Origin of the sequence: Streptococcus sp. VTCC 12886, assembly GCF_049893425.1 — a bacterium.
Taxonomy (GTDB): domain Bacteria; phylum Bacillota; class Bacilli; order Lactobacillales; family Streptococcaceae; genus Streptococcus; species Streptococcus suis_AA.
Map to the genome: position 1 here is coordinate 1 of NZ_JBMVJB010000032.1, position 23,534 is coordinate 23,534.

Annotated in this window: 26 protein-coding genes; 2 read left to right on the top strand and 24 right to left on the bottom strand. The window is 40.9% G+C overall.

Going from position 1 to position 23,534, the window contains the following annotated elements; all coding sequences use genetic code 11:
- Nucleotides 1–265: 265 nt before the first annotated feature.
- From ACPC57_RS09165 to folE, 7 genes are all read right to left on the bottom strand, one after another.
- A complete protein-coding gene (locus ACPC57_RS09165; RefSeq protein ID WP_434066811.1) occupies nt 266–1,303 on the bottom strand; it encodes an NADH:flavin oxidoreductase/NADH oxidase in 1,038 nt (345 codons plus the stop codon).
- Between the two features lie 233 nt (nt 1,304–1,536).
- On the bottom strand, nt 1,537–1,716 hold the full coding sequence (locus ACPC57_RS09170) for a zinc ribbon domain-containing protein (RefSeq protein WP_368040452.1): 180 nt from the start codon (nt 1,714–1,716) through the stop codon (nt 1,537–1,539).
- A gap of 124 nt (nt 1,717–1,840) precedes the next feature.
- On the bottom strand, nt 1,841–3,151 hold the full coding sequence (locus ACPC57_RS09175) for a GntP family permease (RefSeq protein WP_434064909.1): 1,311 nt from the start codon (nt 3,149–3,151) through the stop codon (nt 1,841–1,843).
- Nucleotides 3,148–3,648 carry a 2-amino-4-hydroxy-6-hydroxymethyldihydropteridine diphosphokinase gene (folK, locus tag ACPC57_RS09180; RefSeq protein WP_434064908.1) on the bottom strand — a complete coding sequence of 167 codons (501 nt, stop codon included), beginning with the start codon at nt 3,646–3,648 and terminating at the stop codon, nt 3,148–3,150. Before folK ends, ACPC57_RS09175 begins: the two co-directional genes overlap by 4 nt.
- On the bottom strand, nt 3,645–4,007 hold the full coding sequence (gene folB, locus ACPC57_RS09185; RefSeq protein ID WP_130555304.1) for a dihydroneopterin aldolase: 363 nt from the start codon (nt 4,005–4,007) through the stop codon (nt 3,645–3,647). The genes folK and folB overlap by 4 nt, the downstream gene beginning before the upstream one ends.
- Entirely contained in the window at nt 4,000–4,812 is an 813-nt protein-coding gene (gene folP / locus ACPC57_RS09190) for a dihydropteroate synthase (RefSeq protein WP_277844589.1), read from the bottom strand. Before folP ends, folB begins: the two co-directional genes overlap by 8 nt.
- Before the next feature lie 8 nt (nt 4,813–4,820).
- On the bottom strand, nt 4,821–5,384 hold the full coding sequence (gene folE / locus ACPC57_RS09195; RefSeq protein WP_434066812.1) for a GTP cyclohydrolase I FolE: 564 nt from the start codon (nt 5,382–5,384) through the stop codon (nt 4,821–4,823).
- Between the two features lie 168 nt (nt 5,385–5,552).
- On the opposite strand from folE, the gene ACPC57_RS09200 reads away from it, so the two are divergent.
- Nucleotides 5,553–6,035: an NUDIX hydrolase gene (locus tag ACPC57_RS09200; protein ID WP_274503957.1), complete on the top strand. Its 483-nt coding sequence runs from the start codon at nt 5,553–5,555 to the stop codon at nt 6,033–6,035.
- 69 nt (nt 6,036–6,104) lie between these two features.
- On the opposite strand, the gene ACPC57_RS09205 is transcribed toward ACPC57_RS09200, so the two are convergent.
- Entirely contained in the window at nt 6,105–6,782 is a 678-nt protein-coding gene (locus tag ACPC57_RS09205) for a DUF4956 domain-containing protein (protein ID WP_217373878.1), read from the bottom strand.
- Nucleotides 6,769–7,512 carry a polyphosphate polymerase domain-containing protein gene (locus ACPC57_RS09210; protein WP_274503959.1) on the bottom strand — a complete coding sequence of 248 codons (744 nt, stop codon included), beginning with the start codon at nt 7,510–7,512 and terminating at the stop codon, nt 6,769–6,771. The genes ACPC57_RS09205 and ACPC57_RS09210 overlap by 14 nt, the downstream gene beginning before the upstream one ends.
- 198 nt (nt 7,513–7,710) lie before the next feature.
- On the opposite strand from ACPC57_RS09210, the gene ACPC57_RS09215 reads away from it, so the two are divergent.
- Entirely contained in the window at nt 7,711–8,013 is a 303-nt protein-coding gene (locus tag ACPC57_RS09215; RefSeq protein WP_171988699.1) for a hypothetical protein, read from the top strand.
- 56 nt (nt 8,014–8,069) lie between these two features.
- Here ACPC57_RS09215 and ACPC57_RS09220 read toward each other — a convergent pair whose 3' ends face one another.
- The 15 genes from ACPC57_RS09220 to ACPC57_RS09290 all read right to left on the bottom strand — a co-directional run bounded on the left by ACPC57_RS09220 (nt 8,070) and on the right by ACPC57_RS09290 (nt 23,068).
- Nucleotides 8,070–8,300 carry a DUF2087 domain-containing protein gene (locus tag ACPC57_RS09220; RefSeq protein WP_274503961.1) on the bottom strand — a complete coding sequence of 77 codons (231 nt, stop codon included), beginning with the start codon at nt 8,298–8,300 and terminating at the stop codon, nt 8,070–8,072.
- 319 nt (nt 8,301–8,619) lie between these two features.
- The gene (gene pheT, locus ACPC57_RS09225) at nt 8,620–11,019 is read right to left on the bottom strand and encodes a phenylalanine--tRNA ligase subunit beta (protein WP_434066813.1); all 2,400 of its coding nucleotides are present in this window, start codon (nt 11,017–11,019) and stop codon (nt 8,620–8,622) included.
- A gap of 1 nt (nt 11,020) precedes the next feature.
- A complete protein-coding gene (locus tag ACPC57_RS09230; RefSeq protein ID WP_289648708.1) occupies nt 11,021–11,542 on the bottom strand; it encodes a GNAT family N-acetyltransferase in 522 nt (173 codons plus the stop codon).
- Nucleotides 11,543–12,187: 645 nt separating this feature from the next.
- Entirely contained in the window at nt 12,188–13,231 is a 1,044-nt protein-coding gene (gene pheS / locus ACPC57_RS09235) for a phenylalanine--tRNA ligase subunit alpha (protein ID WP_289648707.1), read from the bottom strand.
- Between the two features lie 251 nt (nt 13,232–13,482).
- The gene (locus ACPC57_RS09240) at nt 13,483–14,322 is read right to left on the bottom strand and encodes a DNA/RNA non-specific endonuclease (protein ID WP_434066814.1); all 840 of its coding nucleotides are present in this window, start codon (nt 14,320–14,322) and stop codon (nt 13,483–13,485) included.
- A 29-nt stretch (nt 14,323–14,351) separates the two neighbouring features.
- Nucleotides 14,352–14,543, bottom strand: coding sequence for a DNA-directed RNA polymerase subunit beta (locus ACPC57_RS09245; protein ID WP_130554299.1), 192 nt, complete (start codon nt 14,541–14,543; stop codon nt 14,352–14,354).
- The gene (gene murA, locus ACPC57_RS09250; protein ID WP_434066815.1) at nt 14,536–15,819 is read right to left on the bottom strand and encodes a UDP-N-acetylglucosamine 1-carboxyvinyltransferase; all 1,284 of its coding nucleotides are present in this window, start codon (nt 15,817–15,819) and stop codon (nt 14,536–14,538) included. Before murA ends, ACPC57_RS09245 begins: the two co-directional genes overlap by 8 nt.
- 22 nt (nt 15,820–15,841) lie before the next feature.
- Nucleotides 15,842–16,069 carry a DUF1146 family protein gene (locus ACPC57_RS09255; RefSeq protein ID WP_289648705.1) on the bottom strand — a complete coding sequence of 76 codons (228 nt, stop codon included), beginning with the start codon at nt 16,067–16,069 and terminating at the stop codon, nt 15,842–15,844.
- 183 nt (nt 16,070–16,252) lie between these two features.
- Nucleotides 16,253–17,359 (bottom strand): ABC transporter ATP-binding protein, encoded by a 1,107-nt coding sequence (locus ACPC57_RS09260; protein ID WP_434066816.1) that lies wholly within the window; start codon nt 17,357–17,359, stop codon nt 16,253–16,255.
- Nucleotides 17,360–18,097: an HAD family hydrolase gene (locus ACPC57_RS09265; protein WP_434066817.1), complete on the bottom strand. Its 738-nt coding sequence runs from the start codon at nt 18,095–18,097 to the stop codon at nt 17,360–17,362.
- Entirely contained in the window at nt 18,094–19,617 is a 1,524-nt protein-coding gene (locus ACPC57_RS09270; RefSeq protein WP_434066818.1) for a CehA/McbA family metallohydrolase, read from the bottom strand. Before ACPC57_RS09270 ends, ACPC57_RS09265 begins: the two co-directional genes overlap by 4 nt.
- Nucleotides 19,618–19,630: 13 nt before the next feature.
- On the bottom strand, nt 19,631–20,953 hold the full coding sequence (locus ACPC57_RS09275; RefSeq protein WP_434066819.1) for an extracellular solute-binding protein: 1,323 nt from the start codon (nt 20,951–20,953) through the stop codon (nt 19,631–19,633).
- A gap of 42 nt (nt 20,954–20,995) precedes the next feature.
- Nucleotides 20,996–21,847, bottom strand: coding sequence for a carbohydrate ABC transporter permease (locus ACPC57_RS09280; protein ID WP_277836980.1), 852 nt, complete (start codon nt 21,845–21,847; stop codon nt 20,996–20,998).
- 9 nt (nt 21,848–21,856) lie between these two features.
- Nucleotides 21,857–22,744 (bottom strand): carbohydrate ABC transporter permease, encoded by an 888-nt coding sequence (locus ACPC57_RS09285; RefSeq protein ID WP_434066820.1) that lies wholly within the window; start codon nt 22,742–22,744, stop codon nt 21,857–21,859.
- 6 nt (nt 22,745–22,750) lie between these two features.
- A complete protein-coding gene (locus ACPC57_RS09290) occupies nt 22,751–23,068 on the bottom strand; it encodes a DMT family transporter (RefSeq protein ID WP_434066821.1) in 318 nt (105 codons plus the stop codon).
- Nucleotides 23,069–23,534 lie beyond the last annotated feature (466 nt).

The window sequence follows — 23,534 nt, forward strand, 5'->3', positions numbered from 1 at the left end:
TATGTAAATAGAAAAAGGTTCCAGAGTCGACAGGACTTTGGATCCTTTTTCAATATACCTTGTTATTGGGCGGTTACTTTTAATGTTTTAAAAGCTTAAACTGTATCTTTTCTATTGTACCATAAACTGAGAAGAAAAGGGAGGATCAAAAAAGCCATCCACAAAGGTAGATAGCTGATAATTGTTTATTTAGTAATAGTTGAATCCATAATAATGCTTTTTAGCTTGGAGACATAGACAATTTGTCTCGTAATATACTAGGAAATTACCTCACCTGTCCTCGTTTGTAGGAGTTGTTATAGACCTGAAAATCATGATCGTGCAGCGTCTCTGCTGCATCAGCCAACCAATTGACATTTCGTATTAAACCGCGTCCCACTTGAATGAGATCAGCTTGTCCTGTTTGCAATAGATACTCACCTAACTCCGGATTATGTAACAAACCAACTGCTGTTACTGGAATGGAGACTGCTTGTTTGATTTGTGCTGAAAATGTAGCTTGATAGCCTCCATAAATAGGAATATTGGGCTTCACATCCATCAAACCACCCGTAGAAATATCTAAACAAGCCACCCCAAGTTCCTCTAGCCATTTGGCAATTTGTTGGTAATCTTGAAGAGTATTTTGTGTTCCTGTTTCATCATAAGCTGTTGCTGATAAACGCACCCAAATTGGTCCACAAAATACCGTTTTAACTCCTTCAATTATCTCCTTCAAAAACCGGAAACGATTTTCTAAAGTTCCGCCATATTCATCAGAACGTAGGTTAGTTAACGGCTCCAAAAACTCATTTACCAAGTAACCATGTGCACCATGTATTTCAATCATATCGTAACCAGCTTCTTGAGCTCTTCGAGCAGCAGATACAAAAGCTGACTGAACACGTTGAATATCGTCTAAGGTCATTTCTTTTGGTACTTGATATTCTTCACTGTACCCTACAGCACTTGGGCCGATTGGCTGTATAGCATCAGCAGCTTTTCGCCCACCATGGCTAAGCTGAATTCCAACTTTACTTCCAAATGATTTCAACTCCATTACTAAGTCCGCTAAGGCCCTACCTTGACGATCAGACCATATTCCCAAATCACGATTGGACAAGCGCCCATCTGGTTCTACCGCAGTAGCCTCTTGGATAATGAGTCCAACCCCACCAATCGCACGCGCCCCATAATGAACATGATGAAAAGCCGTGGGTAAGCCATCCTCATTTTTAACCTCGTACATGCACATAGGTGGCATAACCACACGATTCTTTAATGACAAACCTGCCATTTCAACTGGTGATAAGAGTAAAGACATAAGAACCTCCTTTAAATGCTAATGTAGTCATTTGAATTAGCTTAGATGCATCGTCACTTTCGGCTTGCTTACTCTAGTACTGTCTGCACCGTAGTTCCTTGTCTGAAAGCTAATTCATTCGACTATACTCAATTAAAATCACTAACTTTAATTAAATAATAGTATACCACGATTCTCGAAAACATTGGAAAATGAAATAGAAAAACTCCTTGAAATACACAAGGAGCAAAAAATTAAGCTTTCCAACGTTGCGTTTTTTTCAACATCATAGGATAACTTGCCTTCATAAAGAATTTAACAAGGGCATTACCTTGCCCGTTGGCAATCACTGTTTTCCCCTTATTTACCATTTGTTCAAATGTAATATCAGGTTCAACAAATGCACCATTTACATAGCAATAGGAGCAATAAATCTGTGATCGACTCCCATCTTTTCACTTCCGCGGACATCTTGACCATGCAATTCAAGCGGCATAGAACAAGATTGACAAAATTTTTCCATAATCAATACTTCCCTTCTTTTAAGGATTCTATTTTTTAATAGAAAATAGGGGCCAATAGCAAGATAACCAACAAAGCTAAAATATGACCTACTGTCACCAGAATAAAGGAATACTTAAGCCCACGTTTCATACTTAGTCTTGATAGATTATGGAAGGTAATCATCACACCAGACTGAGGCACTACTGTCAAGATAGCTGACGCAACAACTACCACACGATGAAGCAATTCTGGATTGATACCCATTTCCATATAAGTAGGCAAAAAATGACTGGAGGCGATACCAACAGCCCCTGATGAAGAGCCAATAATACCACTAACCAATGCTGTCGAGACAGACAAACTAATCAATGGGGAGCCAGGAATTTGTTGAATCCATTCTTGTATAACAGCAAATCCAGCAGACAGGGTTAACACTGTCCCAAAAGCTACAGTACTAGAAGTCGCAAATGCTGGTACAACAGATGCTATGGTTGCAGTATTCAAAATCTCTTTTTGGTTTGGTAAGTATGGAAAGAAAATCAAGGCTGATAGGATGATAGAGACAAGTAATCCAATTGCTAAGACATTGGGAGTTTGGTTCATAAGGAAAATCGTTCCAATCAAACTCACTAAAGGCAAAACTGATAGAAACAGATTTGGTGCCTTATCAGCTAATGCTACTGAAGTATCATCCTCTTCCTCTGTATAAGTTTCTCCATTAGCTAGACTTTTCTTTAAACAATAGGCCATATAGAGCATTCCGAATACTAATAGTGTTAAACTAGCTGCCAAACTGATAACTGGTGCCGCTGTCAAACTGGTTCCTAATACCTTTGTTGGAATAACATTTTGAATAGAGGGGGCACCTGGTAAAGTAGTCATTGTGTAGGTCCCTGCTCCCAAAAAGACCGGTAGCGGAAAAAGCGCCCAGTTAATATTTAATTCCTTAAAAAGGGGGCGAGACAAGGGGAGTAAAGTAAAAATCACTACAAAGATACTCACGCCACCATAGGTTAAAATAGAAGCAATCAATGTAATAGCCAACAAACCTTTATAAGGACTATCTTTGCCCATCACTTTTAAAATACTATTAGCGATCGTCTGCGTAGCTCCACTTGCTTCCATATACCGGGCTAAAATAGACCCTAACATAAAAATAGCAAAATTATTGATTAAAAAACCAGCTAAACCAGCCATATAAGACTGCTCTTTCCCCAACATGACTTCCAAAACATTCATTTGGTTTGTCAAGATAATGATTAAACTAGCAAGCGGGGCAGCGATAATCACATGTAAGTTCTTTGATGTCCAATAAATAATGGCAATAATAGCCAATAACACTCCTAAAGTCGCTAAAACTGTCATAAATCTCTTAAAACGTATCTCCTTTTCTCATTTTGTCCCCCAAGATCTCTTAACAATTCTCCAACTGTCTTGTTTAAACCAGGGTGGCGATAATCTATCGCTATATCAGAAAGTGGCTTAAGTACAAAGCCACGCTCATGGGCATAGGGGTGAGGAACGATTAAATTCTCCTCCTGAATCATTTCCTTATTCCAGAACACGATATCCAAATCAATGGTTCGTTGACCCCATTTTTCAATCCTTACTCTGTCTAGGGCCAGTTCGATCTCCTGACAAAGACTGAGAAAATCTTCTGCTGGCAAATTGGTATATACCGAACAAGCTAAATTTAGGAAATCTGCTTGATCTGTCTTTCCCCATGCTGGAGTTTCATAAATGGGGGAAACCAAACCAAGTTGGCAGTCTGGATGGTTGTCTAATTGCTCCAAAGCGGCTTGCAAATAAGCCAGTCTGTCCCCCATATTGCTCCCAATGCTCAGATAGGCCTGATGTTTCATGGTCGCTCACGCTCCAATTCAATCCCAACAGCATCATAATGGCCAGCAATTGGTGGATTTTCCTTGTAAATGGCCAAACGAATCTTTTCCACTTTTGGAAACTGACTAAAAATTTCTTGGCAAATGATACCTGCTACCTTTTCAATAAGAAGATAAGGCTTTCCCTCCACGACTGCCTTAATCGTTTCAAAAACCATACCATAGTGAACTGTATCTTCTAAATTGTCAGTTTTTGAGGCCGCAGTTAGGTCAACAAACAAATCACAGTCTACAGTGAAAATTTGACCAAGGACCTGTTCTTCCTTAAAAGCTCCATGATAGCCATAAAATCGACATTTTTTCAGCGAAATCTTATCCATTCTGCCCTCCTGCAGTTAACTGAGCCCAAACTTTTACAATATCTCTGTTGGCTGCCACATTATGAACACGGACCATTTTGCATCCCTTTTGCACTGCCCATGCAGACAGGGCTGCTGTTGCTTGATCACGGTCAACAGGTAAACTATTTCCACCTATTAGGTAATCAACCACCCTTTTGCGAGAAATACCAAACAATACTGGGTAACCAAGACTGGTAATTTGGTTCAATCCGTGTAGAAGGTCCAGATTATGTTGGACATTTTTTGAAAAACCAAATCCAGGATCCAACCAAATGTTATCTGCTGCAACTCCAGCCTCTATGGCTGCTTGCGCACGCTCCACCAGAAAGTTTTTTACTTCTCCTACAATATCGTCATAGACTTCTTCTTTTTGATTGTGCATGAGAATGATTGGTACTTTATACTCTGCGGCTAAAGCCAACATATCCCCATCATAAAGTCCAGCCCAAACATCATTCAAGATATCCGCACCCGCTTCTAAGGCTGCACGGGCCGTGCTCGTTTTATAGGTGTCAATGCTGACCAAACAATCGTAATTTTCTTTTATTGCACGGATAATCGGAACCACTCGTGCGATCTCATCTTCTTCAGACACAAATGTTGCACCAGGTCGCGTGGACTCCCCTCCAACATCGATGACAGTCGCTCCTTCCAACAACAACTTTTCAACTTGGGCTAGAGCAGACTCAATTTCATTATAGTTACCACCATCTGAAAAAGAATCCGGTGTCACATTGAGTATTCCCATAATTGATATTTGATGGGCTAATTGTTCAATAGACATAGAACCTCCTATTTATTGTGAATCATGGACAAGAGTTCTCGGCGCAAAACAGCATCTTCTTTATATTTTCCAAGAGCAACTGTGGTCACTGTCTTACTACCAGGCTTGCGTATTCCACGCATACTCATGCACATATGTTCCGCTTCAACCATGACAAATATACCTTCTGGCTCAAGGGCATCTTGAAGAGCATGAGCCACTTGATGAGTTAAGCGTTCCTGCAATTGAGGTCGCCGGCTTGCCACCTCCACTGCACGCGCCAACTTACTCAGGCCAGTTACACGGCCCTTGCTAGGAATATAGGCTACATGAGCAATCCCATAAAAAGGCACCAAGTGGTGCTCACACATGGAGTGGAAAGGAATATCCTTCACCAAAACAACCTCTTCATGACCTTCTGAAAAAACGGCTGTAAACTGATCTTTTGGATCCTCTTTTAGCCCATTAAACATTTCCAAGTACATCTTAGCTACCCGTTTCGGTGTATCAAGTAGACCTTCACGGTTTGGATCTTCACCCAATAATTCCAATAATTGGTAAATAGTTTGTTCGATTTGTTCTTGTTTTGACATAATACATCCTAAATCATTTGATTCTTTATTATACCCTAAATTAGATTTTCAGAAAAGACCTTTCATCTTCTCAATTTCAAGACTGTACCCAATCAGAAAACCTCCCAAAGATTTCTCTCCATTCTCCTTTGTGGTATAATGGAATCATTCATTTACAAGGAGCCCTCTATGACTAAGAAAGCAGTCCAATTAGCGACAATTTGTTACATTGATAATGGAAAGGAATTTCTCCTCCTTCATCGAAATAAGAAAGAAAATGACGTCCATGAAGGGAAGTGGATTGGGGTGGGTGGCAAACTTGAACCAGGTGAAACCCCTCAAGCCTGCGCCATTCGTGAAGTCTTTGAGGAGACAGGCCTAACTGTCACAAAGCATGCCTTAAAAGGAATTATCACCTTTCCAGATTTCACCCCTAATTGTGATTGGTACACCTATGTCTTTAAAATAACAGGATTTGAAGGAACAATTATTGAGTGTAATGAAGGTGATTTGGAATGGGTTCCCTACGATCAGGTTTTATCAAAGCCGACTTGGGAAGGCGACCGTCATTTTCAACAGTGGCTTCTGGAAACTCGCCCCTTTTTCTCTGCTAGTTTTCAATATGATGGAGACACACTCGTCGATTATAGTGTCGATTTTTATGGTGAGTAGGCTATCCCATCAGTCTATTTCATAATAGAAAAAAAGCCTTGGTAGACACACAAACCAAAGTTTTCTGTATTATAAGAATTTCTTCTTAGGCATTTGTTTATTTAATACAACATCCAGCGGACCCGCTGATAAGACTGTATCTACCAAACGCTTATCTGTAATTTTCTTATCAAGAAGGACTTGATATTCTAAAACAAGTGCTTCTTTTTTCTTTTTGTATTTAAGGGATAATAAATCAGACTGCTTACAAGACTTACCAAATTGATTTTCAAAAAACTGATCATAATTGAAATTCATAGGGACTGTCACTAAGAGATGGCGACGATTTTGATTGACTTGAACAAAACTGATGTTTTCAAAAATCAAGATACAGGCTGATAAGATGACTGTTGTAAATACGGCTAAACCAAGGAAGCCCATTCCTGTTGCAAGACCAATAGCCATCGCCAGCAAGACTGCAAGCATTTCTTTTGATGAACCTGCTGCCGAGCGGAATCTAATTAGACTAAAGGTCCCCGCTACCGCAACACCTGCACCTAAGTTCCCGTTTACCAAAGCAATGATAACAGCAATCAAGGCCGGCATGAGACTTAGAGTGATAACGAATTCCTTTGTATAATTCGATTTATATTTGTAAACAGCCGCTAAGAGTACCCCCATGGATAGACTGACTCCGAAAACCAGGACCATCTGGACTAGGGTGATACTACTATTGGCCGTTGAAAAGATACTATTAAACAGCTGCATGATGAATGACTTCCTCTTCTACGATGTCGTGGGTTAGCTTATAAGCATTGCCATATTTTGAAAACGATTGTTTTTCGATATTGTATTTTTCCAACAAGGCAACAAACCAATCTGGACGTTCCTCTGGAACTTTGATTTCCATGATGACCTTTTTAGGATCTAGCAAGGCTTTACCAAATTTCCCTACCATTACATTGACATTATAGTCACGATATAGGAGGTTCTTATCAATGGTTAAGCGAACTTTTTTGTCCTTAATACCCTTATATGATACGCGATCATAATAAATATACATTTTGGGTTTGATGACACCATAACGTTTTCTCAACTGTTCAAGTTCTGATATTACTTTTTCATCTTTGATAGTAGCATCAATAATACCATTTTTAATGTAATTTGTAACAGATACTGGATTAGATGTTAGACGGTATTTATAGCCAATTTTATTTTCCTTTTTCTTGATTTCCAAAAAGGCTTGACTTGTTTCTGATGGAATTTCATCATACACACGCATACGAATTTTTTCACGTCCATTTTTCTTAGCAAGAGAATCTTGAATCATATCAAAATCTTCATTGTCAAAGTAAATATTCGTAATCGTTGATGTAGCAAATTCATCTTCGGTCATATGTTGACGAAGTTCTTTCTCAAATTCTTCAAATACATCGATATCAACAATATATTTGGTTTCTTTACGTTTAAATTGCTTTTGTACGATTCTTGTTTTCATTGCTTTGCCTCTTCTATCCTAAATCTTGAATTTTGACAGGTTCCTGTCTTGTATACAAAATATAGTTTACCGACCAAGCTTTAAACAAAACTGAAAATAGCATTAAACAAAACTTAAACTGAAGGAAGGTGAAATTCTTTTGTCACATTCTAATCTATGCTACAATAGTCCTATCAATAGTAAGGCAAGGAGAATCCCATGTACGAATTTGTCCTAGAATACGGCTCTTTCCCCGTAAAACTCAGCGATGGTTTTGTCAACAATCGCTCAGAAATCCCTGATTTTCTCAAAGAGGATGAAGAAATGATTGCCCGATTGAATGAGATTAACGAACTCTTCCACCAACTTTTCTTAACCATCGAATGCAAGTTTGACTACATCGGCAAGCAATTCCCTGACAAGATTGAACAACTACGAGCACTCTATCATCCCCTGGCAGACGATTTACTAGCCAAGTATGGCAACCAGATAGAGTTGAAGATTGAACCCTTTATTTTGTAAGACAAAAGAGATGACCGCAATCATCTCTTTTCTTCTATTCTGTATTCCAAACCATACTAATCACGCGACAGGTAGCCATAATCCACCAAGTAGCGTCTCAATATAGCAAAGTCATCATAAGTCTCAGCTAGAAAGGCATTAACCTCTTTTTCAGTGAATGTTGAGCCTTTTTTAGCTAATTCTTCTTGTAAATAGGCAAACAAGTCCTGCTTACTTTTTAATTTTTTAGGAAAAGCGATAAGCTTACCTTCTCGGAAAGATTTTTCTTGAATCTCTTGAACATTCATACCACCTTCCCAAAAATCCTAGCCCTCAGACTAGGATTTAGTAGTATAGTCTTTCAATTTGCTTTTGTACAGCTCTAAAGGTTTAGGAAACCTTTAGAGCTGGGAAATAGATCGAATAAAGTTCGCATCAAAAGCTGCAGATAGCTTGCACAGACCAACCGTCTGTCCAAGGCTGAAAATATTACTTACGATAGCAAGTCATAGCTGTCGAGTACGTCAAAGCGAGTTCAAATAATCTGAAATTATTTGAAGTGGGAGATAAGGAAACAGAGTTTCCTCATACGTCGAAGTAATAAAAGATAAAATGAAAGACTAAAGGTTAACGAATTTCAGCACCAAGCTCAACCAAAGCCTTACTAATTTTCTCCATGTACTTAGCCACTTCCTCATCCGTCAAGCTATCCTCAGGATTCTGGAAGGTCAGGTTATAAGCCATAGACTTCTTACCGGCCTCGATATTGTTACCCGCATAGACGTCAAAGAGGGTCACCTTGGTCAAGCGTTTCACGCCCGCAGCCGCAATGGCATCCAAGACATCCTGATGCTTGACATCACTGCTCAAAAGCAGGGCAATGTCACGGCTGACCGCTGGGAATTTGGAGATTTCGGTAAATGGCTGAGCAGGCTGGAGAGCTTCTTCAATCGCATCCAGGTTGATTTCAGCCACATAAGTTTCAGGAATACCGTAGTCCTTAGCCGTTTGAGGGTGTACTTGACCGACAAAGCCGATTACCGCCCCATTCAAATGGATTTCAGCAGTACGACCTGGGTGCAAGGCAGCAATCTCACTGGTTGCCACAAAGTCAACTGACAACTTGTAGTGACCAAAGATAGCTTCCAAGATACCTTTAGCATGGAAGAAATCAAAGGGTACAGCAGGCGTCTGAAAGTCTTTCTCAGCTACCAAGCCAGTCAAGACAAGAGCGAACTTATTGATTTCTTGTGGCAGGTCTTCTTTTGGATTGCCAGACTGTTCAAAGATTTTACCGATTTCGTAAAGAGCCAAGTTCTTGTTCTTACGAGCCACGTTGTAGGCAACTGTGTCTAGCATACCAGATACCATATTCTGACGAAGGGCAGAGCGGTCAACAGTCATTGGCCACATGAGTTCGGTGACTGTGGTTGGACGAACCGCAAACTCCACAGCCTTTTTAGGCGTTGTCAAGGCATAGGAAATGATTTCTGTCAGGCCTGCACCTTCTGCCAGGCTACGTACTTGGCGACGGATGTTCTGGGTCAGGGTCAACTCACCTGCTGTTCCGTCCTCTTTTGGAAGAGTGGTCGGCAGATTATTATAGCCATAGATACGTGCGATTTCTTCAACTAAGTCCGCAGGAATGCGAATGTCCCAACGACGACGCGGTACTGCGACTGTAAACTGACTTGCATCGCCAGTTGTTTCCATACCTAAACGACGGAAAATATCTGCGATTTGGGCATAGTCCAGATTGGTCCCGAGCGAGCGGTTGACATAATCAATGGTCGCTGTGACTGGGACATCCGAAGTGTCCACGCTGCCTGCAGAAACGATGCCAGACAATACCTGACCGCCGGCCAGTTCCGCAATCATAGCAGCTGCTGTGTCCATAGCCTCCGTCAAAGTCGCCACGTTGATTCCTTTTTCAAAGCGAGAAGAGGACTCAGAGCGAAGGTTGAGACGACCTGAGGTCTTGCGGATAGACTTGCCGTCAAAGAGAGCTGCTTCCAGCACGACGGTCTTAGAGTTGTTGTCAATCTCTGTGTTGGCACCACCCATGACACCACCAAGGGCAACCGCCTTGTCCCCAACGGAAATGACGATGTCATCGGCAACCAAGTCACGCTCTTCGCCGTCAAGCGTTACCAAGTTCTCACCCTCTTTTGCCTGACGAGCTACGATTTTCTTGCCGTCAAACTTGTCAAAGTCAAAGGCGTGCATGGGCTGACCGAAGTAGAGCAAGATGTAGTTGGTGATGTCGACCACGTTGTTGAGCGGGCGGATACCTGCGTTCATGAGCAGATTTTGCAACCACTGTGGGCTCGGTGCGATAGTCACATTTTCAATGACACGGGCCGTGTAGGCAGTCACCTTGTCTGACTCAATGGCCACTTCAATCACATCGCTGGCCTTCTTGTCACTTTCCTCCAAGGTCACAGGCTTGAAGTTGACCTTGCTGTCATAGATAGCTGCCACTTCGTGCGCCACGCCACGCATAGAGAGGGCGTCGGCACGGTTTGGCGTGATAGACAGCTCGATAATCTCATCGTCGAGGTCCAGATATGAAAAGACTGGCTCACCCACGACTGCATCTTCAGGCAGGTGGTAGATTCCGTCCGCATATACTTTTGGTACCACAGAGTCGGATACGCCGATTTCGCTCAATGAGCAGAGCATACCCAAGGATTCAACTCCACGGATTTTGCCTTTCTTAATCTTGTAGTTTCCAGCGATACGCGCACCTGGCAGAGCGACGATCACCTTGATGCCTGGCTTGACATTTGGAGCACCGCAAACGATTTGCGTAACTTCTTCACCGACATTGACCTGGCAGATGTTGAGGTGGGTATCTGGAATTGGCTCAGAAGACACAACCTGGCCAACAACCAACTTAGACAGGCCAGCACTCTTTTGCTCAACCCCTTCTACCTCAATCCCTGTTGTTGACATTTTTTCAGACAAGTCTTGGCTTGTCGCATCAAACTCAACGAGTTCTTTTAACCATTTGTAACTTACTAACATATTATCCTTTCTGGTGCAAAGGCCGTTTTAGTAGCCAATCCACATCTATCTTATCACCGACCGCAAATTCATGCTGGCCAAATTTTTCAAATCCGTATTTGGAATAGAATTTCTGAGCCTTGTAATTATGTTCCCAAACTCCCAACCAGACCCAATCACAGCTTGACTGCTCTGCTTTTTCCAAAGCAAACTCAAAAAGTTTCTTACCCAACCCTTGACCTTGATAGGCCTTTAAGAGATAGATACGCTGGATTTCAAAGGCATTTTCCAGCTCATGTTCTGTCTGAGCAGGACCCTGGTTAAGCTTAAGATAACCAGCTATCTGATGATCTACTCTTAGAAAATAGTGCTGGCAGTTGGAATCCGATAACTCACTAGTCAAGACTTCGAGTGAATACGCTTCCTCAAAGAATGCCTTCAGTTTCTTAGGGTCATTATCGTGAGCGAAGGTCTCGGCAAAAGTCTGTGTAGCCAGCTCCTGCAAAGCGGAAACCTCTTCTAAACGTATAGGATCAATCTGCATCTCCATTGCCTCTCATTTCTAACTGAGCTAGGAAAATCGCAGAATAGCGATTTTCCTTCACTATACTCGTGCGGAATTACGACGTTATAAGATTGAAAACGACATTTTTTCATCCAGAAATCTAGTGAGGGAGTAGGTACACCGCTAGAGCGACTACCGTTTCTCTCAAACAACAATCTACTAACTTTATCGGATTACGACAGATTTTAAGTAAAACGATATTTTTCGCTTGAAATCCTAGTAAGGTAGCTAGGAAAGTCGCTTGATCTCGATTTCCGTTCACCTATTCCAGCGGAGTTACGACGTTCTAATGTTGAAAACGATATTTTTTCAACTCTAAACCTAGTGAGGTGAGTAGGTAGACCGCCAGAGCAACTACCGTTTTTCACCTTAAACAACCTGACAAACCTACTAAATCACGACAGATTTTAAGTAAAACGATATTTTTCGCTTGAAATCCTAGTAAGGTAGCTAGGAAAGTCGCAGAGCAGCGATTCCCACACCTTAAATAGTTCGAGATTACGACGTTCTAAGGTTGAAAACGACATTTTTTCAACCTTAGAACTAGTGAGGGGAGTAGGTAGACCGCCATAGCGGCTACCGTCCTGTTTCTAGATACTTTCAGTATCAGAAACAGGTCTCACATCAAAACTGCTCAGAGAATCGTACATCTCCTTGATAGAATCCACGAATATCGTTGATACCGTAACGGAGCATGGCAATGCGTTCCTGACCAAGACCGAAGGCAAAGCCAGAGTACTTGGTTGAGTCAATACCACTCATTTCCAATACTTGCGGGTGGACCATGCCGGCACCGAGGATTTCAATCCAGCCTGTTTTCTTACATACGTTACAGCCGTCACCACCACACTTGAAGCAGGAAACATCCACCTCAACAGAAGGCTCCGTGAACGGGAAGTAAGATGGACGCAGGCGAATCTGACGCTCTTCACCAAACATTTTCTTGATAATCAATTCAAGTGTACCTTTGAGATCACCCATGGATACATTTTCACCGACAACCAAGCCTTCAATCTGGTGGAACTGGTGGCTGTGGGTCGCATCGTCCGTATCACGACGGAAAACACGGCCTGGCGAAATCATCTTCAAAGCACCTTTTGAGAAATCATGTTGGTCCATTGTACGTGCTTGAACTGGTGATGTATGGGTCCGCATAAGGATTTCTTCTGTGATATAGAAGGTATCCTGCATATCACGTGCTGGGTGGTCTTTTGGCAAATTCATGCGCTCAAAGTTATAGTAGTCTTTCTCCACTTCAAATCCGTCAACGATTTGGAAGCCCATGCCCAAGAAAATATCTTCGATTTCTTCAGAAGTCTGGGTCAAGACATGGCGTTTTCCGACCTTAACCTGACGACCTGGCAAGGTTACATCAATAGTTTCTGAAGCTAGTTGCTGTTGGATTTTTGCTGCTGCAACCTTCTGAGCGGTTTCTTCAAAAGCAGCCGTCAGCACATCACGCACCTCATTGACCTGCTTACCAACGATTGGTTTCATATCGTCAGACAGGTCTTTCAAGCCTTTCAACAAGTCAGTCAAGGACCCTTTTTTACCCAAAACCGCGACACGCAGGTCTTGTAGTTCTTTCTCTCCTTGGTGCTGGATTTCTTTTAACTTTTCAAGTGTAGTTTGGCTTAATTCAGCCAACTGTTGTTCAATGTTTGACATAATTCCTCCAATAAAAAAACGCATGACACCACTCGTATCGGAGCGTTGTCACGCGGTACCATCCGTTTTCATCTGCTAGGCAGACCTTGTTTCTAAGTCCTTGTGTGAGTGAATTCGACCAACTTTCACTGATTGAGCTTGCAGTCACGGCTCAACTCCCTGGGCAGTTTCCATAGGTGTACTAGTCTCACAGACTTCTATTCAATTAAGAATATTCTATCAAAAATAAGAGTTTTTGGCAATTGATTTCTTTACTCATTCACTGCAATTTCCCCACTATGATAGTTGATACTGAGACCGCTCTGCACATTTGGAACGAACACATTGAACTCTAGACTACCATCTGCTGCTTTTGCCTCTAGATGGCTTCCGACAGGAACAAGGTCTTCACTCTCAGCATACACCAAGGTCACACGATAGCGGACACGCTTATTTTTATCCAAGGCCCGCCGAATTTGACTTTCAAAATAATTCTGCCCAGTTGAAGTTTGGTCGTTAGCTTGATTAGACCAGGCAGTTTGAACCGCTATGTTTTTGGGATTACTTGTTGAGGCATCAAATCCAGCAAGACCACCAATCAAGGCATAGCCTAAAAGATGTCCACGATCAACTGCATGATCATATTCCCCTGGCAAATCATGAATTTGGTGCCAGCCTGCAGGAGTCCATGACGTACGTCCATTACCTGTTGCTTCACGATCCTTATACTGACGTGTAGATTTGGCTAAAAGCGCATTGGCTACCGTTGGAACCGTTTCTCCCTGAACTGTCTTTGTCTTATTATCACCATAAGGCACACTGGCAACCGATGCATCTAAATCCGTTTGATTCCCGTTAATAATAAATGCTCCAGCGCCATTCCATTCAATCGAATTCCCCAGTTGCTTTTTTACATCTTCTGTCAATACCGAATTAACCAGTTCCTGACTAGGTGTGCCTTCACTTGCCTTAGACCGATTGACATAATAGGAATAATCAGCAACGTTACTGCTCTTGTTATCGCTTAAAAGATAGCCACCCGCTACTACAACAATCGTAGCCAATAAGCTGAGCAAACTCATTGCTTGTTTTTTTACATTTTTCTTCGCCATAAAATCCCCATTAAAAAAGTAGGACTAGCCTACTTTCCAGTAAATTTAGAAATGAAATCTTGCCATTTTTCTACCGATAGTATTGAAAACATATTGTCACCATCACCTACGACTCCGTATCCAACCATCAGTCCAAAGGCAAAGATTAAAATTGCAAACAGTAAAATTATCACTACAAAGAGTAAATTTTTACCCATATTGCCTAGATTTTCCTTATCCATTTTCAACTTCTCCACTCACACGTTCAATCGACGCACCTAAGGCAGCTAATTTTTCATGAAAACGATAATAACCACGATCCAAGTGGGTCAATTTCCCAACAATGGTTTGTCCTTCAGCAACCAATCCAGCTAAAATCAGGGCAGCGCTTGCTCGAAGGTCCGTAGACATCACTTCTGCACCTTGTAAAGGCTGACCACCTGTAATAATGGCTGTATCACGCAAAATCTCCGAATGCACATTCATACGGCGCATTTCTTCCAAGTGCTGGAAGCGATTTTCAAATACCGTTTCAATCATAGTTGATTCGCCCTTGGCAACTGCCATCAGAGCGGTAAATTGGGCCTGCATATCGGTCGGGAAGCCAGGGTGTGGTAAGGTTTTTACTGTTACAGGTTTGAGTTTGTCCACCTGTGAACGCACTCGAATCCCTTCTGCTTCTTCCGTTACTTCAACTCCCATTTCTATCATTTTAGAAATAAGCGGACGATTGTGCTCCCAGATAGCATCCTTAATCAAAACATCTCCACCGGTCATAGCAGCAGCTACCATAAATGTACCTGCTTCGATACGGTCTTGAACAACTTGATGCTCTGCTCCTACCAATTCTTCTACACCCGTAATGGTAATTGTCTCAGTACCTGCTCCCTTAACATTCGCACCCATCTTATTTAGAAAAATAGCCAAATCAACGATTTCAGGTTCGCGCGCAGCATTTTCAAGTATAGTCATACCATGAGCAAGCGTTGCTGCCATCATTAAATTTTGTGTCGCACCGACACTTGGAAAATCAAGATAAATATGAGCACCTTGCAAGGCCTCCGCACTGGCTTCAATGTAACCAGCCCGTTGCTTAATTCTTGCTCCCATCGCTTGTAGACCTTTCAAATGAAGATCAATTGGACGACTACCGATTGTACAACCACCTGGCATAGATACTTTCGCATAGCCATTACGAGCTAAAATTGGACCAAGAATGACAATGGATGCACGCATTTGACTAACATATTTATAGGGAGTTTCACTACCTAATTTTCCAGTCGCATCAACATCAATTGTCTTTGTTTCCTCGTCAAATTTTACACGAACACCCAAACCACGAACAACATTGTTCATTGTGAACACATCAGATAAAATCGGTACTTGTGTCAGCTGAGTCTGACCCTTACTTGCCAAAACTGTCGCTGCTAACAAGGGTAGAACTGCATTTTTTGCACCCTCAATCTCAACTTGACCTTTTAATCCAGATTGACTTCCTTTAACAATGATTGTTTCCATTCACTTCCCTCTTCTTAACCTATTAAAACATAGTTGCAAAAGAACGTCCAATTAGTAACAACTCTAAAAAGAAAGTTGAGACTAAATAACCTAATGCAATAGAAATAAATAATATCAGCATGTTGATTTTTGGCTGATTATCTCCCGTTACTTTTAACCATCGTGCCCAATCTACTGTCGTTATCAATAGATGATAACTTATATAGATAAAGAGTAGATGACTTATAAATTGCAAAATTGATTGTATCATATCTCCATTATATCATGAAATTAAAAAAAGGAACTGAACCAAGTTCAATCCCAATTTTATCAACGTTTCCCAACACGAATACGGTTGATTGCTCGTTGGAGGTTTTAGTAAACAATTATATCTATTTATTCCAGGTCGCTTACAATCATAGTTCAGTTCAGTAAAGAGATAATTTAGCCATACTCAATTTACAATCGCTATCCCCGTTTCCTTATCAAATAGATGGAGATGGTTTTCCAGTATTCTTACACTCACTTGTTCTCCAATAGAAAATGGCTCTAAGGAATCCGTTTTTACAACAATCTGAGTATCTGTAGCTGCAAGATGAATATGCAAGAAGGCATCATCTCCAAACATTTCATAAACTTCCACCCTGCCTTCTACTGCCTTAGAAATTGTTAAATCTCTGGATACAACAATATTATTCGGACGAATTCCTACGATTACTTGATTTCCTGCCATTTCACTATTGACTACCACTGTTTCCTTATCGCTAGTTAATAAGAGCAGCATTTGACCAACCTCAACTGCCAATCCTTGATCTGTTTCTAACAAGCTCCCTTCAATGAAATTCATCGGAGGGGTACCAATGAACCCTGCGACAAACAAATTTGCTGGATTGTGATAGAGATTCTGAGGAGTGTCAACCTGTTGAATCACACCGTCCTTCATCACTACAATCCTAGTTCCTAATGTCATAGCTTCCGTCTGGTCATGTGTTACATAAATAAATGTAGAGTCTAGTTGCTGATAAAGGTTGGCAATCTCCACTCTCATCTGGCCTCGTAGCTTTGCATCCAAATTTGATAATGGCTCATCCATTAGAAATAGTTTAGGCTGTCGAACCATTGCTCTGCCCATGGCCACCCGCTGCTTTTGTCCACCCGATAATTGAGATGGTTTTCTATTTAGGTACGGTGTTAAACTTAATACATCTGCAATTTCTGCTACCTTTTCTTTGATTTTTTGCTTCTTAAGTCCCTTGATTTTGAGACTATAGCCAATATTTTGGGCGACTGTCATATGCGGATATAAGGCATAATTTTGAAAAACCATCGCCATATCTCGGTCACTTGGACTGATATGGTTGATGGTTTCCCCATCCACCAGCAGTTCTCCCGAGGTAATATCTTCTAAACCTGCAATCATCCGTAAAGTCGTTGATTTTCCGCAACCAGAAGGACCCACAAAAATGATAAATTCTTTATCAGCTATCTCCAAGTTAAAATTATGGACAGCTATATGGTTGTCATAGGCCTTGACGATATTTCTTAATTCTATTTTTGCCACCTATATTTCCTCATTTCTTCTATCAATAAACTCTAACAACTCAGCTAAAGATGGAATAATCGTATCTGTATAGTGACTGAGCGACTTATACGTTCCTACCCCGCTTAACACTCCAATCGGTACCCCACCACCATTCAATGCAAAACGCATATCATTTGGCGTATCACCTACCACTGCAACTTCTTCACAAGTTAGTTGCCACTCCCTCAGTACATCTCGAAACAGACGCTCACTCGGTTTGATAGGGTGACCACTATCTGCTGTTGCACAATAACTGACATACTTCTCAATCGCAAGGCTTGATAAACAATCCTGTGTAGCATCCGAGTTATCTGTCGTAACTATACCGATTTTGATTTTCCTTTTTCTTAATTCTTCAAACAATACAAACATATCGGTAAACACAGGGTAGTCTGTGATGGTCTGGAAATGTTCTGAAAAATACCGTTCTAGCAACATCTGCAATGCCCCAATCTCCAGATTAGGTCGCTCTTTTTCAAGTATAACTGCTAAATCGGCAGCAATCTGTTCATAAGGTTTCCAAGCCAAGGCCCCTTCCGGATCAAGTACATCATTTTTGATACCAATTGCCTCCTCCAAAGGAAGTATGTTATCCATTGTAGGTGGAAGATCAAGGAAGGATAATAGATTTATCAGAACAGGCCTAACTGCTGGTTGCCAGACCTTGAAAAAATCAATTATAGTGCCATCTTTATCAAATAATATCCCTTTAATCATCCAGAAATTCCTAGCTTTTCTTTTGCCTGACGGAAGGTTCTTATATCAGGCACCCGATGGCCTTTCGTCAGGGCATTTCCATAGAACCTAAAATCACCATCTTGATTCGTAGCCCCAAACCGAATCCACTGGTAGGAGGCTTCATTCAGCGTAATCCGTCCAGAAACAGTATAGACTCCCTCAGTACTGACCTCGGTGGTGAGTTCGACTTTTTGGCCATCTATATAGCAAAATAGCAACGCCTCATCAAAATCCATTTTTAAGGAAAGCCTATAATCCAGAAATGCACATTCTGCATGAAGTTGATCACCGAAAGACAGCGTGCCAAGATTCACCTCTTCCGCACTTCGTTGAATAAATTCAAAGTCCAGACTACTGAAACGAGTGACATAAGCACGGCACTGTCTCAGTGCAGAGTAGAGATTATTTGGAGTAAGATTTTCCATATACACCCACGTTGCTGGATCCCCAGGTATGGATGAAAATTTCGAACTTGGATAGCGTTCCCCTTTCACCATATGAGAATCACTTCCACCGATTGCACAAATACGGTAACCTTGCGACCAGAATAAATCTGCCAACTCTACAGCTTGCTGATTGGCTAATCTTCCATTTGCATCTTCCTCTAGCTCATACGTTGGATCATTGATAATCTCAATACAATCCAACAAGTCTAAACTTAATGTATCATGAAGCCATTTCCAAAGATATAAGAAGGGATGGTTAATTGAAAACAACCAACCATTATCCTTGGCCTCAGCAATTAGCTCATCCAAGGCCTGCAACACATCTTCTTTTTGGTGAGCCAAAATCAGTGCATCCAACGATTCTGGCCGTTTTGTCAGTCCAAATAAATTAGCGTGACCCTGTCCTGTCGTAATTTCCATACCTGGTAAAACCATTAGGGATGTTTCAGGCCAACCAGTATGCAAAAGATTATGCTCGGTCGCAAGGTAAAAATCTAAGTTCTGCTCTTCAATGACCTTTTCTACAACCGACCGTGGCAAATCCCTTCCATCAGATAATTGGGTATGGGTATGAAAATCCCCCTTGTACCATTTCCTCCCTCTCTGGTAAATCTTGCTCGGTTCCAAAAAACTGTAGTTAAAATCCTCATCAACCCAGATTGGACCATCAATCATCTCCGTCTCATTTCTACCCTCAGAAAACTGAATTTCAAAACAGGAATGAATATGGCTTCCGTCGAAATATTTTCCATATTCCTGATTGAAAATAAATTCCAATGTCCATTGCCCAGAATTTATTTTTCCTGGAATGCCTCCAATGGTTGTATATTCTGCGGTCTCTCCTAAATAGATTGTCTTGCTACTGTGACCGAGTTGCTTTTGAAACCTTAATCGCCCATGATTGTCCCGAATCATTAAAATAACCAGCATGCTATAAGGAGTATCAATAGTATGTGTGAAACTAATTCCTGAACAATTCTGAGGAACAAAGAAGGTCCCTACTTGCTTGATTGGTACTTTATCATGCAATTCAAACATTAATGTATGGCTCATATATCACCCTTTTTTATTCATTCAATGTCTTATCCAACGCCTTTTGAGCTATTTTTTGAGCTTCGTCCAAGGCTTTTTGTGCTGGGATATTTTCTAATTCGACTTGATCTGCAGCAACAGTCAAGGCATCATAAATTGCTCCACCAGTCGGATCGATTGGAAGCACAGAACCGTGACTCGCCTGTGTAAATGGAACCAGTGCTTGAGGATGTTCTTTAACATACGAAAGATACTCTTCATTTGTAGCAATGCCCTTGTTTACTGCTACATAACCAACCTCCTTAGTCCATTGGATTTGATTTTCAATATTTGTGAAAAATTGAATAAATTCAAATGCTCCTGCTTTTTCCTGTTCGGTGGATGTTTCTACTACACTAAATAACAAGGCATCTGCAGCTGGTGCGGATGTCGAATCCTCATCCCATGCTGGTTGCTCCATCGCCTGGACAATATTAAAATCCAAATCAGCCTGATCACCAGATGAACCCGTATAACCACCAGCAATATTATTCAATACATCATCAATGGTTTTGTACCAGTACTCCCAACCTTGACCACCTGAATTGACAGCCATAATTTCATCATCATGAATCCAAGTTCTAAACGATTCCCAGACGCTAACCCATTCTTCAGAGTTAATCGTTACTGTTTTACCGTCTTCACTGAACATCTTCGCTCCATTACTTAGGGAAGCATCGATCAAGTTGTACGGTCCCCACATCGGCTCCCAGCCATATGTAAATTCTCCCGTGGCCTTAATGGCCTTAGCAGCTGCTGCCAAATCTTGCCATGTAGCAATCGAGTTTGGATCAATATTTGCCTTTTCAAATGCTGAAATATTATAATATAAAACCTGAGTTGTTCCATAAGCAGGCAGACCGAAGCGAGCACCCGACTCCGACACTCCCTGTTCTGCAAAAACTTCCAGATAATCCTCTTCCTTAACAGTCACATCTTCTGTCAGATAGGTATTCAAATCAGCGAGAAGCCCACTTTCATTCAATGTCCGTCCAGCACTTGGAGTGATTAACACCATATCTGGTGCAGCTTTACCAGCAATTCCAGCCTGCAATTTTTCGTAAGTTTCCCCATAATCTGCCTGGGTTACAGCTTTTACATGATAGGTATCTTGTGACGCATTGTACTCATCAATAATATCTTGAACAACATTAACAGCTGTTTTACCACCAGCATACCAGAACTCAACCTCAACCTTATTCCCCGCTTCTGAACCAGCAGAAGACTGCGAGTTGGTAGAGGAATTTGTCCCACATGCGGACAAAACAGATGAAGCAACAGTTGTCATTAATAATATGGACGCAATTTTCTTTTTCATAATAATTCCTTTATTCCTTTGTTCTATTTCTTAATAAGGCTATTAGCCCTTAACGCCAGTTTCTCCGCCAATCCCGTTGATAAACCATTTTTGCGTAAAAGCAAAAATTATCAAAATTGGTATAACAATAACGCTAGAAGCAGCCATCACTTTTGCCCACTCAGTTCCATAGGCACCGCCCTCTATAAAGAAGTGTCTCAACCCTTGTGAAACCAAGTATTTACTCGGATCATTTGTAATCAATGATGGCCACATATAGCTATTGTAAGCAGAGATAAAACTCATTAAAGCAAATGTTATAAAAGATGACTTTGTAACAGGACAGACAATCTCCCATAAGATTCTGAAATGTTTTGCCCCATCCATTCTAGCAGCCTCAACCAAAGCTTTTGGTACCTGCATGAAGGCTTGACGGAGTAAAAATATCCCAAAAATGCTTATCGTACTTGAGATAATTAGACCTGTAAATGTATTCAACATCCCCCCTTTTGATAAAATAATATAACTAGGAATATAAGTTGCTGCCACAGGTAGCATATAAGTTCCCATCACGACAACAAATATAAATTTCTGTCCTCGAAAGGATAAAAATACTAAGGCGTAGGCCAACATGGCGCCAGTTAATACTTGAAGAAATACAATCAACAGAGAGGTCCATAGGCTGTTGAGTATGTAGGTTAGAATGGGCGAATCAAATAAAATTTCCAGATAATTTGTTATTTGCGGTACTGTTGGGAAAAATTGACTACCATCTAGCACCTCTGACTTAGTTTTTAAGGAGCTAACCACCATCCATACAAACGGAAATACGGTATATAGCGAAATGGCGGTCAAAAGTAGGAAACAAATTCCTTGCTTCAGATAGTTTATATATAACTGATACCTTGTCTGCATTTCGTCCCCCTAGTAATGAACCCATTTTTTGGAAGTGAAAAACTGGATATACGATAATACCGCAGTTATAACTACCATAACAAGTGCGACTGCTGTCGCCTGACCCATCTTAAATTCTTCGAAACCTAATTGATAATACAAATATAATAAGGTTCTTGTACTCCCCGATGGACCACCTTGAGTTAGAATTTGAATCTGATCATAAGCTTGCAAAGAGTTTACCGTTGTAATAATCATCAAAAAGAAGGTTGTGGGCGAAATACAGGGTAGGGTCATATCAATAAAACGCCTCCAGGACTTGGCCCCATCTAAGCTACTAGCTTCATAGATTTCCTGCGGTACTTTTTCTAACGCAGATAAGTAAAAAATCATTGCGTAGCCCAAGCTTTTCCAAACTGTTACAATAATCACTGACAACATAGCAGTATCAGAACTCGCTATCCAATCCAATCCTGGCGAACCAAAAAATCCTAAAATCTGATTAGCAAATCCATCTTTCGGCTGAAATATCCATGTCCATACAATAGAAATAGCAACCGTTGGGGTAACCCATGGTGAGAATAATACAAACTTGAAAAATGAATTTCCTTTAAATGACTTCTGAAGTAATAAGGCCAGTAAGAGTCCGCCCATTAGAGTCGGTAATAATGTTCCAACCGTGAAAAGAAGCGTATGTTTTAATGCCTCATAAAATCGACTGTCACAGAATAAATCTCGGTAGTTCTCCCAAAAAATAACATCATAATCAGGAGTCATAAAATTCCAGTTGGTAAAACTTAACCACAGCGATCGAACAATTGGGTAAATCCAAAAAACAAACAATGGAATCATTGCTGGCAAAGTGAACAATAGAACGATGCCAAGAGATTTAAATTTGTCAATAGCTATTTGCTTCATAGAATATCAATACCCTCCTAAGTTAACCAAGATGGTTCCAAGTAAAATCAAAGCAACGCCACTTAAGCTAGGCCAAGATACATGTTCCCTATAGATACTGTAAGAGACTATGGTCGTTACAAGTATACCTATGCCACACCACAAGGCGTATGCCACTCCTAGATTAAGTGAAAGAATCGCCTTGGAAAAAGTATAATGACACACAACATAAGCAATTCCACAAATAAGTGATGGTCCTAAATTTGTAAATCCGTTAGTCTCCCGTAAATAAGATGTAGCAAACAGTTCTGCTATAATAGATATGACCAGATAAACAAAATTCATATATGCTCCTTTCAATAAACATACTCACATTCTACCGAACATTTGTAAATCAACTATGGGAATCAGGTAAATTTCTTGTAAATCACAAAGATTTTAAAGTAATCTGATAAAAAATTTACATTCCCTGAAATTTTTATCTCTAAGTGTCACTATTCAGTAAAACAATATAAGAGTCTGTTTTCACAGTTGGCACTTCCATCTAAGGTTAGTTTTTAAGCTACTCACCGTTCGTTTTTTTAAATACAGTCACTATTCCCTCAAAAAACAGCCTTGATGAGCGAAAAACTGTTCCTTACATCAAGTACCTTACTTGAAAATATAGGTTCCAATACTCACACGAAATCAAAACCAACTCTCTGCTACTGACCTGGATTATTAGCAAAAAAGTCCGTAACCGCCCAATAACAAGGTATATTGAAAAAGGATCCAAAGTCCTGTCGACTCTGGAACCTTTTTCTATTTACAT